At 41.5% G+C, this 14,318-nt stretch carries 15 protein-coding genes; 13 read left to right on the forward strand and 2 right to left on the reverse strand.

All coding sequences use genetic code 11. The annotated features are described in order from the left end of the window. Positions 1 to 13 precede the first annotated feature (13 nt). The 9 genes from QL984_RS02095 (at position 14) to QL984_RS02135 (ending at position 9,649) form a co-directional block, all read left to right on the forward strand. The gene (locus tag QL984_RS02095) at positions 14 to 337 is read left to right on the forward strand and encodes a flagellar hook-basal body complex protein FliE (protein ID WP_010391195.1); all 324 of its coding nucleotides are present in this window, start codon (positions 14 to 16) and stop codon (positions 335 to 337) included. 8 nt (positions 338 to 345) lie between these two features. Further along, positions 346 to 2,073: a flagellar basal-body MS-ring/collar protein FliF gene (fliF, locus tag QL984_RS02100; protein ID WP_013464403.1), complete on the forward strand. Its 1,728-nt coding sequence runs from the start codon at positions 346 to 348 to the stop codon at positions 2,071 to 2,073. Next, positions 2,054 to 3,073, forward strand: a complete 1,020-nt coding sequence (locus tag QL984_RS02105) for a FliG C-terminal domain-containing protein (protein WP_013464404.1) — start codon at positions 2,054 to 2,056, stop codon at positions 3,071 to 3,073. Before fliF ends, QL984_RS02105 begins: the two co-directional genes overlap by 20 nt. A 2-nt stretch (positions 3,074 to 3,075) precedes the next feature. Continuing rightward, positions 3,076 to 3,708, forward strand: coding sequence for a FliH/SctL family protein (locus tag QL984_RS02110; RefSeq protein WP_013464405.1), 633 nt, complete (start codon positions 3,076 to 3,078; stop codon positions 3,706 to 3,708). Continuing rightward, positions 3,701 to 5,050: a FliI/YscN family ATPase gene (locus tag QL984_RS02115; RefSeq protein ID WP_013464406.1), complete on the forward strand. Its 1,350-nt coding sequence runs from the start codon at positions 3,701 to 3,703 to the stop codon at positions 5,048 to 5,050. Before QL984_RS02110 ends, QL984_RS02115 begins: the two co-directional genes overlap by 8 nt. After that, a complete protein-coding gene (locus QL984_RS02120) occupies positions 5,043 to 5,459 on the forward strand; it encodes a hypothetical protein (protein ID WP_013464407.1) in 417 nt (138 codons plus the stop codon). The genes QL984_RS02115 and QL984_RS02120 overlap by 8 nt, the downstream gene beginning before the upstream one ends. A gap of 48 nt (positions 5,460 to 5,507) precedes the next feature. After that, positions 5,508 to 7,934 (forward strand): ATP-dependent helicase HrpB, encoded by a 2,427-nt coding sequence (hrpB, locus tag QL984_RS02125; RefSeq protein WP_138764135.1) that lies wholly within the window; start codon positions 5,508 to 5,510, stop codon positions 7,932 to 7,934. 220 nt (positions 7,935 to 8,154) lie between these two features. After that, entirely contained in the window at positions 8,155 to 8,706 is a 552-nt protein-coding gene (locus QL984_RS02130; protein WP_013464409.1) for a heme NO-binding domain-containing protein, read from the forward strand. Continuing rightward, positions 8,699 to 9,649 carry an ATP-binding protein gene (locus QL984_RS02135; RefSeq protein ID WP_013464410.1) on the forward strand — a complete coding sequence of 317 codons (951 nt, stop codon included), beginning with the start codon at positions 8,699 to 8,701 and terminating at the stop codon, positions 9,647 to 9,649. The genes QL984_RS02130 and QL984_RS02135 overlap by 8 nt, the downstream gene beginning before the upstream one ends. A gap of 76 nt (positions 9,650 to 9,725) precedes the next feature. Here QL984_RS02135 and QL984_RS02140 read toward each other — a convergent pair whose 3' ends face one another. Next, on the reverse strand, positions 9,726 to 9,947 hold the full coding sequence (locus QL984_RS02140; RefSeq protein WP_008108632.1) for a hypothetical protein: 222 nt from the start codon (positions 9,945 to 9,947) through the stop codon (positions 9,726 to 9,728). Between the two features lie 192 nt (positions 9,948 to 10,139). On the opposite strand from QL984_RS02140, the gene QL984_RS02145 reads away from it, so the two are divergent. Beyond that, positions 10,140 to 10,853: a DUF1499 domain-containing protein gene (locus QL984_RS02145; protein WP_013464411.1), complete on the forward strand. Its 714-nt coding sequence runs from the start codon at positions 10,140 to 10,142 to the stop codon at positions 10,851 to 10,853. A 119-nt stretch (positions 10,854 to 10,972) separates the two neighbouring features. After that, on the forward strand, positions 10,973 to 12,019 hold the full coding sequence (locus tag QL984_RS02150; RefSeq protein WP_013464412.1) for an NAD(P)-dependent alcohol dehydrogenase: 1,047 nt from the start codon (positions 10,973 to 10,975) through the stop codon (positions 12,017 to 12,019). Positions 12,020 to 12,074: 55 nt separating this feature from the next. On the opposite strand, the gene QL984_RS02155 is transcribed toward QL984_RS02150, so the two are convergent. Continuing rightward, positions 12,075 to 13,280: an MFS transporter gene (locus tag QL984_RS02155; protein WP_013464413.1), complete on the reverse strand. Its 1,206-nt coding sequence runs from the start codon at positions 13,278 to 13,280 to the stop codon at positions 12,075 to 12,077. 341 nt (positions 13,281 to 13,621) lie between these two features. Here QL984_RS02155 and QL984_RS02160 point away from each other — a divergent pair, with 341 nt between their 5' ends. Both QL984_RS02160 and QL984_RS02165 read left to right on the forward strand, forming a co-directional pair. Then, the gene (locus QL984_RS02160; protein ID WP_028835426.1) at positions 13,622 to 14,044 is read left to right on the forward strand and encodes a hypothetical protein; all 423 of its coding nucleotides are present in this window, start codon (positions 13,622 to 13,624) and stop codon (positions 14,042 to 14,044) included. Continuing rightward, positions 14,041 to 14,238 (forward strand): helix-turn-helix transcriptional regulator, encoded by a 198-nt coding sequence (locus QL984_RS02165; RefSeq protein ID WP_013464415.1) that lies wholly within the window; start codon positions 14,041 to 14,043, stop codon positions 14,236 to 14,238. The genes QL984_RS02160 and QL984_RS02165 overlap by 4 nt, the downstream gene beginning before the upstream one ends. Positions 14,239 to 14,318 lie beyond the last annotated feature (80 nt).

Raw genomic sequence — 14,318 nt, forward strand, 5'->3', positions numbered from 1 at the left:
AAGGAAAAATAAAATGTCGCCAATTGAAAGTCAACAAATGATGCTGGGCAAAATGATGGACATGCAAAAAATTGCAGGTCCAGAAAGTATAGAGCCGGCTGCTATCAGTAATCAAAATGTAAATATTAGCGAAGATTTTAAGCATGTTATTCGCTCTATCAACGCCCAACAAAATATAGCTGGTGAGATGGTAAAAGCCGTTGATACCGGTGAAAGTGAAGACGTAGTAGGGGCGATGATTGCCAGTCAAAAAGCAGGGCTTAGTTTTTCTATGCTAATGGAAATGCGCAATAAAGTGCTCAATGGCATTGATGATGTCATGCGCATGTCACTGTAGAGGCTGATATGAAAGGAGAATTAGCAAAAGTACCTGAGCAAAATGAGAATAACCTAAAAGAAAGAGTGGTTAATCTCTCAAATAAATTAAATTTTGGTAGCTCAGGTGACAGAAGTGTCGCGACCATTGCTCTACTAGCGACATTAGTAGCGGCAACCATAGTCCTTATTTTATGGACATCGGCTAAAAACTACGTGCCGCTCTACGGTAACCAAGAAAGCTACGATAAAGCCAATATTTTAGAGATTTTAGATAAAGAGCAAATCACGTTTCGCATTGATACCGATAGCGGTAATATTTTGGTTCCTCAAGAAAAGCTGGCGGATGCACGTATTACGCTTGCAGCCAGAGGAATAAAAGCCTCTATGCCTGAGGGAATTGAAAATATTAGCGATAAAGTGTCTATGGGCACCAGTCAATTTATCGAATCTATGCAATACCAACATGCCTTAGAAGGTGAGCTGGCGCGCACCATTATTAACATGCAAGGTATTCGTAACGCGCGCGTACATTTAGCGGTACCTAAACGCAGCTTGTTTGTTGGTCGTACTGAGCAAAAAACCGCAGCGTCTGTGATGGTTGATTTAGCGCCAGGCCATGAGCTTAAACCAGAGCAAGTGGAAGCCATTATTGCACTGATTATTGGCAGTGTGCCAGGGCTTGATTCTCGTTCTGTGTCGGTGGTGGATCAGCGCGGTAAACTACTCAGCGGCGACTTATTTGATACCACCCCAGTAGGCAAAGAAACCGATAAAAAACTCGCCTTTATCGAAAAAGTTGAGCGCAACATAGAGCAACGTGCCTCTATTATGTTGTTGCCAATTTTAGGCGAAGGCAATTTTAGAATTCAGGTTTCAAGTGATGTTGACTTTAGCGTGGTAGAAGAAACCCGTGAAATGGTTGACCCACAAAATGTATTAACACAAGAGTTTATTAAATCTGATAGCACCCTAGATCAGCTGGCGGCGGGCATTCCGGGTTCTTTAGCTAATGAGCCACCAGTGCCTAATGAACAAGCTGAAGATGAAAACAACGAGCGTACTTCACAACGAAGTGAGAGCAAGCGACAGTTTGAAAATGGCCGCTCAGTCACTCACACCCAATTTGAAGTAGGCCGAATTAAAAACATGAGCTTATCGGTACTTATTAATGAGCAAGTAGCAGGTACTGCTGATGGCTGGAGCGAAGAAAAGCTCGCTTCATTAGGTGAAATGGTAAAAAAAGCCACGGGGTTTAACGACGCACGCGGCGATCAATTCAACATAACTAGCTTTGCCTTTGTAGAACAAAAAATACTTGCCCCAGGTGAAGGCCTTGAGTGGTGGCAAATGCCAGAGCTTAAAGAGTATGCCCGTTATATTGTTGGCACTTTAATTAGTTTATTGCTGATTTTATTTGGCGTGCGTCCATTAGTTAATCACTTAATTAAAGGCAAAAGTAACGACGCAAACAACGCCATGGCAACCACAGATAATGAGGTTAAGTCAGTCTCTGCAACAGAAAGACAAAGTAGTCCGCTTGATGAAGCCATTAATGCGAAATCGCAAATAGAAAACTTAACTGCCAAAGAGGGCGCAAGCGAACATCAAAATATGTCGTTACCGCAAATAGGCAATGACTTTGAAGAACAGATAGCGCACATGCAGTTACTTGCTAATAAAGAAACCGAGCGTGTCACATCGGTAATAAAATATTGGGTAGAACAAGGAGTTGAAATTGAATCAAGAAAAGCTTGATAAAGGCTCACAATTACCGGCGTTAGATCGCGCCGCTATTTTATTGCTAAGTATGGGCGAGGAAAACGCCGCCAGTGTTATTCGTAAATTAGGCCGCCGTGAAGTGCAGGCTATTTCTGAGCGTATGGCTAAAATTTCAAACGTTACTCAACATGATGTTGCAGGCACCTTGAGTGAATTTTTTGATTGCTACCGCAATGAAAGTGGCGTCAATGGTGCATCGCGTGTGTATTTAGAGCGAGCACTCGATAAAGCCGTCGGTAGAAAGCTTGCCAAAACTATGCTTGATGATATTTATGGTGGTGCCATGAATGACGATTTACGTCGTTTAGAGTGGATCCCGCCTGAACTTATCGTGCGCTTTTTAGAGCAAGAACACGTGCAAATGCAGGCGCTGTTTTTGGCTTTTTTACCGCCAGAGCAAGCCTCTGCCATTATTGTGCTGTTTCCAGAATCTAAACACGATGACTTACTTTATCGTATTGCGAGTCTTCGTGAAGTGAGTGAACACGTTATTGATGATGTGCGCTTAACGCTTGAATCGTGTATTGAATTTGTTGGCCGCCAAGTTGGCGCGCAGGTCAATGGCGTCGATAAAGCAGTTGAAATTATGAATCGTTATAACGGTAATAAGAGCCAAATTATCGAACTAATGAAAAAACATAACACTAACGTGGCTGATGAAATACAAGAAAAAATGTACGATTTTGACAGCTTAATTAAGCAAACAGACGAGACATTAACCTTGTTGCTTAATGACATTCCTGATGAGTTATGGACGATGTCATTAAAGGGTGTGAACAGTGATTTTTTAGCGCGTGTTTTAGGTGCACTACCTAAACGTTTAGCGCAAGTGTACCAACAGCAAATAGACGGCTTAAGTGCACAACCACTGAGCAAAGTGATTGCCGCCAGAAAAGAAATTATGTCGATAGTTAGAGACATGAGCAAACAAGGTGATATTGAATATCGCTTATTTGAAGAAGAGACTGCAGGCTAGCTATGAGTCAAGCATTTAGGTTTCCCACTTTAAATAAAAATGAGCAACATCAAACGCTGCAAGAGCGTTTAGATGCTGCTCAGCGTGTTGGTTTACAGCAGGGCTATGAAGAAGGGCTCGCGCAAGGGGCTGCCAATAAGCAAAGCGAATTAGAGCAACAAATGGAGCAACAAATAGAGTTGCGTGTTGCTGAGCGTCTTGAAGCGCAAAAAACACAGCTTATTGAACGTTTTAACACTTTATTCGACAAAGCGAATAACGAACTACTTAACTTTAATGATGAGTTTAAACAAGACATTGCCTTGATGATAAACAAGTTAGCAGAGCACGTTATTGACTGCGAGCTAAAAGTACGCCCCGAAATACGCGCGCAGCTTATTGAAAAAGCCATTACCTTGCTTAGCAATCGCGATGTAGTAACAAAAGTTATGATCTCAGGGGCTGATCGCCACTGCTTTAATGATGCGCGTTTAGCTGAATTTTCGGTGCCGATTTACTTTGATGAGGCTCTGATCAGTGGAGACGTTGAATTGGTGGCAGAGCAACAAACACATCGGTTTTCTTTTTCAGAGCGCCTACAAAGCTTACTGGGTGAAGTGATACCTGAAATACTCAAAGCGCAGCCACATGACTAACCCCCTACACACTAGTTTAAAATCTGCGCTGACAGCGCTAACCCCGCCTGAATTAGTTAAAAGCTATGGTCGTTTAACACGAGTCAATGGTTTAACACTTACCGCGACGGGTGGGCAATTCGCTATGGGCGAAAAGTACCAAGTTGAGAGTGTTGACGGTCACTGGTATGACGCTGAAGTTGTGGGTTTTAATCAAGATGAAGCCTATTTAATGCCCTTGAAAAAAATACAAAATTTATATTCTGGTGGGCGAGTCAGACCAGTTATAAAAAACAGCCATGTGGCTATTTCAGAAAAGCTATTAGGGCGAGTAATTGATGCGCAAATGCAACCCATTGATAACTTAGGCCCACTTGAACAAGACAGCACAATGAGTGCTTGTAAATTGGGTAACGATTATTCTTTAACGCCACTGGAGCGCAAAGGCGTTACCGAGCCGTTAGATGTGGGTATTCGCGCTATTAATAGCCTATTTAGTGTGGGTAAAGGCCAGCGGTTAGGGTTATTTGCAGGTTCGGGTGTGGGTAAAAGTAAATTACTTGGCATGATGACCCGTTTTACCTCGGCCGATGTAGTTATTGTAAGCCTAGTCGGTGAGCGTGGTTGGGAAGTAAAAGATTTTATTGAGCAAAGCCTAGGTAAAGAAGGGCTAAAAAAGGCCATTGTAATAGCATCACCGGCGGACGATTCTCCCTTATTGCGTATTAAAGCCGCCGAGCTTAGTCATAAACTGGCGGCCTATTTTAGAGATAAAAACTCAAATGTATTGCTATTAATGGACTCATTAACCCGCTATGCGCAAGCACAGCGTGAAATTGGCCTATCGGTAGGCGAGCTGCCCGCATCTAAAGGGTACCCGCCATCGGTATTTAGTAAATTAACCCAGTTGGTTGAAAGCTCCGGTAATAGTGAAAAAAGTAAAGGCAGCATGACCGCCATTTATACGGTATTGGCTGAAGGCGACGATCAACAAGACCCAATAGCCGATAACGCCCGAGCAATTCTTGATGGCCATATAGTATTGGATCGCACCTTAGCAGAAAAGGGCCACTATCCGGCCATTAATATTAGTTCATCGATTAGTCGAGTGATGCCAAATATAGTGAGCGATGAGCAATTGAGCTTTTGTTATAAATTGAAAAAACTTTATAGCCGCTATATGCAAGTACATGAGCTTATACCTTTAGGGGCGTATCAGGCAGGTAAAGATCCGGAACTCGACAGTGCGGTAAATTTGTATCCAAAAATCGAATCATTTTTATGCCAAGGATTGAACGAACAAGTGGATTTCTCACAGTCAGTGAATCAGTTAAATGCAGTGATGGGTGAACTGAATGCTTAATAAATTTTTAGGATTACAACAACAAAAATTAGATAAAATGCTGGCCGAGCAAACTCAATTACAACAAAGAAGTAACTTAGAGCAGCAGCGACTATTGCAGCTACAGCAGCACATAAACAGTATGGATAAAAACCAGCAAATGAGCTCAGCGATAAGCTTACAAAATTTATCAGGGATGAAACGCATTTTGTCTGGTTTGTCAGCGCAGCAACAAGCGCGGATTAATGATTCACAGCAAGATGAATTACGTCAACAGCAAGCTTGTTTTAAGCAAATGAGCTTCACCAAAGGCATAGAAGGAATAGTGAGTAATAGGCATCGTGCTGATCAAAATAAAGCGCAGCAACAAGAAGCTAAAGTTTTAGATGAAATGATCAGCCAAGCACATAGTCGTACCCTACATAAATAACTGCTAATTTTTGCTACAATGGCGGCAAAGTAATTTAGGGTAAATAGCGTGCTGCCGGTTCAAGAAATATATAACTCACTCATTGATGCATTAAAAGCCAACCCAATCACCTTACTGCAAGCGCCGCCTGGTGCAGGTAAATCAACGTGGTTGCCATTACAGCTTATGCGCGATGGGCATTATAAACACATAGTGATGTTGGAGCCTCGGCGCTTAGCTGCACGTAATATTGCCAATTATTTAGCGCATTGCCAAAACGAATCCCTTGGACAAAGTGTTGGTTTACGGGTGCGAGGTGAGAGTAAAGTAAGTGCGAACACGCGCCTTGAAATAGTCACCGAAGGCATGCTGACACGCATGTTACAAAATGACCCTGAGCTCAGTGATGTTGATTTACTGATTTTTGATGAGTTTCATGAGCGCTCTATCGCAGCAGATACCGCGCTGGCTTTTGCTTTAGAATCGCAAGCGGCGCTACGTGAAGACTTAACCATTATGCTGATGTCGGCCACCCTCGATAGCGATCGTTATACCGCATTTTTTAATTGCCCAGTTATTCAGTCAAGCGGGCGAAGTTACCCGATTGACGAAATATATTGCCCAATAAAAGATGAAAGCCGCTGGCTTGATGCCATCCCCGCTATTATAAAACAAGCACTCAATGAGCAAACCGGCAGTGCGCTGGTATTTTTACCCGGCCAACGAGAAATACTGCGCGTGCAACAAGCATTGAGCGACTTACCTAGTAACTGCCTAGTCGCCACTTTATTTGGTGAGCAAGATAAAGCCAATCAACAAGCTGCAATAGCACCTGCGCCTCAAGGGATGCGAAAAGTAGTACTGACCACCAATGTTGCCGAAACCAGCTTAACCATTGAAGGCATTCGAATTGTGATTGATAGCGGCAAGCGCCGTGCAGCCAGCTTTAATTTAAAAACCGGTGTCACTGAGCTGACGACTCAAAGTATATCGCGTTCATCGGCAGTACAACGCGCAGGGCGTGCAGGACGAATAGAACCAGGGGTTGTGTATCGGTTAGGTTCCAAACAAACTTTTGAGCGACGAAACAGCCACGATAACCCTGATATTCTTACCTCAGATATTAGCCAACTGATGCTAGAGGCGAAGCAGTGGGGTGCAAGTATTAGTGAACTCACCTTACTTGACCCGCCGAGTGAGCAACAATGCAGCCAAGCTACTAATTTATTATCTATGCTTGAAGCTATAGATAGCCACGGTAAGCTCACCGCACTGGGGAGTAAAATGTTGGGCTTTGGTGCCGATATTCGCCTAGCGCACATGTTATTAAAAGCGCAAATGCTAGAACCACAGTTAAGTGGGATTTATCGCTTAGCTATTTATTTAGTCGCCTTACTAGAAAGCCGAGTTAGTACTGCCAATGAGCTCAACCTAGCACTGCATAGTCAACAGCAGCGTCCGCATCCTGTGTTTAAGCAACAATTAAATTATTGGTTAAAACGCTTAAAATTTACCGACAGCAAAACAGATTTAAACACCGATCATTTAAGCTTATTAGTGTCGCTTGCCTACCCAGATCGCATCGCTAAAAAACGCGGTAATGGCTACTTACTTGCTAATGGCGCAGGGGCCGAGCTAAACCCTGACTACTGGCATAATGACGAATATATAGCTATTGCCAGTATGGGCGGACACAAAGGCGGGCGAGTTTTTGCGGCCACGGCGCTAAATCCAGTAGCGCTTAAAGAGTATTTACCGCATTTATTCACTGAGTTGACCCGCTGCGAGTTTGATGAAAAAGCTGCTAGGTTTATTCATCAAGATGAAGTAAAACTTGGAGAAATTACCCTTAGCAGCCAACCAAGTAAACATAAGCTTGATAAAACAGAGCGTGCCAAGGCATGGCTTAGTGTGTTTGCCAAGCAGGGCTTTTCACTGTTTTACGAGCAAAAAGAAAGTGAGCAGTTACTTATTAGAATGTGCCTAGCCAGCAAATTGATGCCAGAACAGTTTCCTGTTATTAATCAGCAGCAGCTCATTGAAACAGCAGGTGATTGGTTAGGGGTATACCTTGAAGATATTAAAACTCTTGAGCAACTTAAAAAGTTTAATTATTTTGAGGCACTACAAAACTGTTTTAATTGGCAACAGCAAAGCGAGCTAAAATCTTTACTCCCACTGCGACTAACAGTACCAAGTGGCTCTAACATAAAAATTGAATACCAACTTGATGGCCCCGCCAAGCTTAGTGTGCGCATGCAAGAGGTATATGGTTTAACCAGTACACCCATGTTAGCTAACGGTAAATTAGCATTGCTAATGGAGTTGTTATCGCCAGGCAAGCGTTCACTACAGTTAACCCAAGACTTAGCACATTTTTGGAATAGTAGTTACCGCGAGGTACAAAAAGAGATGAAAGGGCGCTACCCCAAGCACTTTTGGCCAGACGACCCTGCCAATAGCGTTGCCACCAATAGAGTAAAAAGCAGAATGTGATCACGCTTCCTTAATGTCACTTAATGTTAAACGTTGACCATGCAAATAACGAACATTTTTGGGCGTTTTACAAGCGACTAAACTACTATTACTTTAATGCTGACATTTTACAGAGTAAGGCTTACTACGCTAGTGTACATATGAGCAGTAAGGTAGCGAGCGTTTGTAACTAATTGAAGATGCAGCTAACAATCTAAAAGTGATAATAGAGGGAACATGCATGAAAGGCGTTATCTTTAGAGGGCTTGAGGCACTGGTTATTGAAAAATGTGGCATGGCAGCATGGGACGACTTACTTGAAAAAAATGCACCGGAGGGTCGTGTTTATATTTCTGCAGAAAGTTACCCGGATGAAGAAATAGTTGGTTTAGCCCAAGATGTAGCAACTGCACTTTCTATGTCTATGCCAGAGGTATTAAAAGCCTTTGGAGAGTATTTATTTTCTCACTTAAAGGCACGTCATCCAAGCATTGTTGCTAACTTTAATTGTTTTGCTGATCTCATTATTGGTATTGATAAAGTAATTCATGTTGAAGTAGCTAAGCTTTATCATGAGCCTAATTTACCTGAAATTGACGCCCAAATTATTGAAGACGGGTTTATTTTAATGCGTTACAACTCTAAGCGACAGCTTTGTATGTGCGCCGAAGGGCTTATTTTTGGTGCTGCGGCTCATTATGGGGTTGATGCTAAACTTAATCATGCCCAGTGTATGCATGATGGGTTTGATTCGTGTTTAATTGAAATAAAATATGAGACTCCCCATGGCTGAAGACGACTACAATTATAAAAAAGCGTATTTGCGCGAAAAATCAGCCAGAGATCAATTAGAAACCCTACTAGAAGACAAAACACGGGCATTGTTTATTGTTAATCAAGAGCTGGAAGAAAAGCTCGAAACGGTTAAAAACCAACAAATAACCTTAATGCAAAGTGAAAAAATGGCCACGCTAGGGACACTCTCTGCTGGGATGGCCCACGAAATAAATAACCCGCTTGCTTACATAACCAGCAATGTAGAAAGTATAAAATTTATAAAGCCCGTGTTGGTTTCGTTAATGACGGCGGCTCAACAATTTGTAGATAAATCGATTTCAGTATCGCAGTTAGAGTCTATTTTAGTTCAGCTCAATCAAGAGAACGATTTAAGCTTTATTGTGGACGATATTGATGACTTAGTTGATGATACCCAAGAGGGATTAGAACGTATCGCTCATATTGTTAATAACCTTGTTGACTTTGCAAGCCTAAAAGACAACGTAACTGCAATGGCAGATATTACAGAATCACTCAATAGCACACTAAAACTACTCGACAACCAGCTAGGGACATGTGCTATAGAGTTACACATTGAAAAGTTACCTCTAACACGGTGTAATATATCATCGATGAAACAAGTGTTTGTAAACTTATTAATTAATGCCAAACACGCCTGCGACGATTTGCGCGATCAGCAAGGAAAAATAAGAGTTAAGCTGTTTGCCAATGAAAACAATATTTACATAGAGGTAGCAGATAACGGCTGTGGAATGGACGCTGATACACTTAAACAAATGTTCGATCCCTTCTTTACCACTAAACCCGTAGGCCAAGGCACTGGTATGGGAATGGCTATAGTTTACAATGTACTTAAAGAGCACAATGGCACTATAGAGGTTGAAAGTGAAGTGGGTATGGGGTCTTTAATACGTTGTGTAATACCTATTACTACATAACATTGTAAGCTTAAAGTTTACAATGCAGGCATGGCTACAAAGTGTGTTGTGGTTATTGAGCGTAGGTATAAGTATCTTAACTCGATACTTCTTGTCCGCCGTGTTGCTCGGCTAAATCATCAAGTTCGGCAACGGTATAATCAAATCCGCTTTCATCATATTCGTAGCTTACTTTAACGCTGTCGCCGCCATTAAAAAGACGTGTTTTTACGTCATTGACTGGCCAATCTTTTAATTCGTGTAAAAAGCGGTTGGCTACTTGTGATGACTCAAACCGGTAACTAATCTCTGTTTTCATAAATAATAATACCCTGATAATTTTACCCTCGTAGTTTGTTGATTTTTACCAAGGAGTCAAGTTATCTACTTTAAAAGGGCAATAAATTATGAGTTTATAGATACTTATCGGTCATAGTAATCTAAATTGGAGTGTTAACAGTATAAAGCTTGTTTAAAAAACAATAACCATATAACAATAACGGAGTAGGCAATGAAACATTTAGTGACCTTAGTTGGGCTTATCGCTTTTTTAATGGTGGTACTACCGGGACCTCTTTATAAATTTAATATTGTTGAACTAGGTACTGCCTTTGCTGGTTTTAGATTAGGCGTTTATGTTGGTGGGGCAGCATTAGCCTTATTATTAGTTCAAGTGCTATTCATGCGTAAAACAGTGAGCCTAACCAGTGCAGTGGTCACGGTTATTTTTGCAGCTGTTGCGATTGCAATGCCGATTAACATGATGAATACAGCAAAAAGTGTTCCGCCAATTCATGATATTTCTACCGATTTAATTAACCCACCTAAGTTTGTTGCGGTTGTGCCTTTACGTGCTGATGCACCTAACCCTGTTGCTTACGCGGGTGAAGAAACGGCAGCGCAGCAACGTGAAGCGTACCCAGAACTAAAACCGCTCGAGTACAACCAAACCCAAACAGAGCTGGTGGCAGCAATTACTAAAGCCATGGAAAACTTAGGCTGGGAACTGGTTAATAGTGATGTTAATAATGGCATTGTTGAAGCAACAGACACCACGACCTGGTTTGGCTTTAAAGACGATGTTGTGGTTCGTATTAACGATAAAGGCAGTAAGCGTGTGGTCGACATACGTAGTAAATCACGCATTGGTAAAAGTGATTTAGGTAAAAATGCACAGCGTATTAAAACACTGATTGACGAGTTAAATGCCGTTGTTGTGGAATAATTGAATACTAATAAACAGCCCTGCACTTTATGGGGCTATTTGCAGTTGCACATGATCAGCTTATGTTCATAGCTGACAATGCATACTGTGGATGATTTTTAATAAACTATGGAGTTATTATGAAAACAGTCGGATATGCAGCAAAAAGCCAAGGTTCTGAGCTTACAGAGTTTTCTTTTGAGCGCCGCGATTTACGAAATAACGATGTAGCAATAGAAATTTTATATTGTGGTGTGTGCCATTCAGACTTACACGCAGTGCGTAACGACTGGGGGGGTAGTAATTACCCATTAGTTCCTGGGCACGAAATTGTAGGTAAAGTAATATCAGTCGGTAGTGATGTAAAAAAATACAAACAAGGCGATACCGTTGCCGTAGGGTGTATGGTTGACTCCTGCCAAAGCTGTGACCAATGTGATAATCACGAAGAGCAATTTTGTCGTGAAGGCATGGTCGGTACTTACAGCGGAACCGATAGAGTTAACGGCGAAATGACTCAAGGTGGTTACTCTAAACACGTTGTAGTACGCGAAGAGTTTGTATTATCAGTGCCTGAAAACTTAGAATTATCGCGCGTGGCGCCGTTACTTTGCGCCGGTATTACTACTTATTCACCGTTACATAAATGGGGTGTAAAAACAGGTAGCCGTGTTGCTGTGGTAGGCCTTGGTGGATTAGGTCATATGGCGGTTAAAAATGCAGTAGCAATGGGTGCAACCGTTACTGTTATTGGTCGTACAGAGTCTAAAAAAGAAGATGCAATTAAGCTCGGCGCACAGCATTATTTAGTATCAAACAATGATGATGAAATGAAAAATGCGCAGTCAGCGTTTGATGTCATTATTGATACCGTGCCTGTAAAGCATGACTTATCAATTTACACACCACTACTTGATATCGATGGTACCTTGGTTATTGTTGGCCAAGTAGGCCCAGTAGATGAGCTAAACACAGTTCCTCTTTTAATGGGTCGTCGTCGTGTGGCTGGTTCGTTAATTGGCGGCATTGCAGAAACACAGCAAATGCTTGATTTTTGTGGTGAGCACAACGTACTGCCAGAGTGCGAAATGATCAACATAGACGAAATTAACACCGCTTATGAGCGTATGGAACGCTCTGATGTGAGATACCGTTTTGTTATTGATATGTCATCTATTAGCGTTTAATACGCTAAAGAGTAAAATGTAAAAAAGAGCCGCTTAGCGGCTCTTTTTGTTTTTATTAACAAGGCTGTGCCTGTTTAGTTTTGTTGCCGCTAATTTGTATATAACTAAGCAGCCACATTAACAGCCCACCTAAAAATAAAGCCGCAGCAACATAGCCTGTTTGATTTGGCGCTGCCCCTTTTGCAATAGCAATGCCGCCAACCCAAGGGCCAATAGCATTTGCAATATTAAACGCACACTGCACTAATGCCCCAATCATGGCGTGGCCGTCAGGTGATACATCCATTAATAGCGTTTGCACTAAGGTTGATAGCCCTAAGCTGCAGCCAATAAAAAATATAACCGCATACAGCAGATAAATATTATAGCTGGCACTGACATATGCAAATGCAAAAACAATGGTAGAGGCAAGCGTAAATCCGGTGGTTTTTATCGCTGATTTATCGGCAGCTTTACCTAGTACGTAATTACCGAGCGTAGAGCCAATACCAAACATCACCATAGCAATTGAAATTGTATAGGGCGCGCTCTGAGTGACCTCTAAGATCGTATCGGCCACATAGGTATAAATACAAAATACGCCACCAAAGCCAATAATAACAATCCCTAATATTGACCAAACCAGTTTGTTTTTTAGCACCCCTAATTCGTTGAGTAAGTTCGAAGTATGGGTGTTTTTAACATTAGGCACCACGTTATACACAAAAATAAAGGCAATAAACGCCAACACCCCAGCCGCAGCGAGGCAATAACGCCAACTAAGATTTTGCCCAACCAATGTCACCACCGGCACACCAACGATAGTGGCTATGGTTAAGCCCATAAACACTTTTGACATAAAGCTAGCGCGTTTTCCTTGCGGTGCTATATCAGAGGCCAGTAATAACGCGGCACCAAAATAAGCGCCATGGGGAAGGCCACTTAAAAACCTAAACAGCACCAGTTGTTCTAACGAGGTCGCTAATGCACTTAAACTGTTTGAAATACACATTAAGCTTAAAAATAATAATAGCGCTCGTCGTTTTCGCATATTTGCCGTTGCCAACATTAAAATGGGTGCGCCAACCACCACCCCAAGAGCATAAGCACTAATAGCATAACCACTTTGTGACGGGGTACTGCCAAAAGCCTCACTAATTAATGGCAACATAGGCATCATAGAAAATTCAGATAACCCCAAAATAAAAGTACCCAACGCCAGCACAATTAAAATAGCGGTTCTATTGGGCTGACCCGACGGCGATGTAGTATCAACGGCCATATAAAATCCTTGAAGATAATAAATAAAATTTAATAACAAACTAAACGCCAGTGCGTTTAAAAATAAAGCACACACGCTTATTTAGTTGAATGTGGAAATGAGGAGTAAAGAGGCGTGCATTTTAAATTAAAAGCTCTCTTTCGTCATGGACTAAACCATAATTTAAGATGAATAAAATTTAACTTAAGCCAACCAAAGGATGGTTAAGTAAGTTCAGCAAAGTATTAACGCAATCAAAAATAAGCAGTGTTAAATTTAAAATGTAATGTTAACTTGACTTTTTGTAAGGCATGAATGATATTTGTAAAGTAAACATTACTTTTAAAAACAGGATAAAGGCAATGAAAGCAGAATTAAATTTAAAACAACGCCAAATTAAAAATACCAGTTACCTAGCTAAATGGACCTTAATATGGCTTTTTACTTTAGCTATTTGCAGCTTTGGCCCCACTTTAATCTGGGATCGTTCAGCGCTAATTAGTGGCTTTTTTATTATTATAAATTTGGCTGCTGGCGTAGGGATGATTTTAGCCAACAAGCGCTATTTGCAAGGCATGGATGAATTAATGCAAAAAATACATCTCAGTGCCATGGGGTTTACCTTAGGTGCAGTGTTAGTAGGCGGGCTGGCATACACCAATTTACAATTGAGTGGTTTAATTGATTTTAAAGCGCAAATACCCGACTTAATGTTTTTAATGGGGGCGGTGTATTTAATTAGTGTGTATGTGCTTAATAAACACTATTGCGCAGGTGATGAATGAAAAATAGATTAAAAGTGTTAAGAGCCGAGCATAATTTCACTCAAGCAAAGTTGGCCGAGCTGTTGGATGTATCGCGCCAAACGATTAATGCCATTGAAAAGGGCAAGTTCGATCCCAGCTTGCCACTGGCTTTTAAGGCCGCAAGGTTGTTTAAACTTAAAATAGAAGACATTTTTGATGACGAACAGGGTTAAAAATTAACAAAGTGCGACAATATGTCGCGCTTTTTAACTTGCCGCAGTACGTATAATTTACCTACAAAATTTTTGTGGTA

The organism is Pseudoalteromonas sp. APC 3495 (genome assembly GCF_030407645.1).
In the GTDB taxonomy this organism is placed as follows: Bacteria; Pseudomonadota; Gammaproteobacteria; order Enterobacterales; family Alteromonadaceae; genus Pseudoalteromonas; species Pseudoalteromonas tetraodonis.

Excerpts from the sequence above, each read along its gene's own strand:
- QL984_RS02095 (WP_010391195.1), top strand. The coding sequence starts at position 14 with ATGTCGCCAATTGAAAGTCAACAAATGATGCTGGGCAAAATGATGGAC.
- fliF (WP_013464403.1), top strand. The coding sequence starts at position 346 with ATGAAAGGAGAATTAGCAAAAGTACCTGAGCAAAATGAGAATAACCTA.
- QL984_RS02110 (WP_013464405.1), top strand. The coding sequence starts at position 3,076 with ATGAGTCAAGCATTTAGGTTTCCCACTTTAAATAAAAATGAGCAACAT.
- QL984_RS02115 (WP_013464406.1), top strand. The coding sequence starts at position 3,701 with ATGACTAACCCCCTACACACTAGTTTAAAATCTGCGCTGACAGCGCTA.
- QL984_RS02120 (WP_013464407.1), top strand. The coding sequence starts at position 5,043 with ATGCTTAATAAATTTTTAGGATTACAACAACAAAAATTAGATAAAATG.
- QL984_RS02130 (WP_013464409.1), top strand. The coding sequence starts at position 8,155 with ATGAAAGGCGTTATCTTTAGAGGGCTTGAGGCACTGGTTATTGAAAAA.
- QL984_RS02135 (WP_013464410.1), top strand. The coding sequence starts at position 8,699 with ATGGCTGAAGACGACTACAATTATAAAAAAGCGTATTTGCGCGAAAAA.
- QL984_RS02140 (WP_008108632.1), bottom strand. The coding sequence starts at position 9,947 with ATGAAAACAGAGATTAGTTACCGGTTTGAGTCATCACAAGTAGCCAAC.
- QL984_RS02145 (WP_013464411.1), top strand. The coding sequence starts at position 10,140 with ATGAAACATTTAGTGACCTTAGTTGGGCTTATCGCTTTTTTAATGGTG.
- QL984_RS02150 (WP_013464412.1), top strand. The coding sequence starts at position 10,973 with ATGAAAACAGTCGGATATGCAGCAAAAAGCCAAGGTTCTGAGCTTACA.
- QL984_RS02155 (WP_013464413.1), bottom strand. The coding sequence starts at position 13,280 with ATGGCCGTTGATACTACATCGCCGTCGGGTCAGCCCAATAGAACCGCT.
- QL984_RS02160 (WP_028835426.1), top strand. The coding sequence starts at position 13,622 with ATGAAAGCAGAATTAAATTTAAAACAACGCCAAATTAAAAATACCAGT.
- QL984_RS02165 (WP_013464415.1), top strand. The coding sequence starts at position 14,041 with ATGAAAAATAGATTAAAAGTGTTAAGAGCCGAGCATAATTTCACTCAA.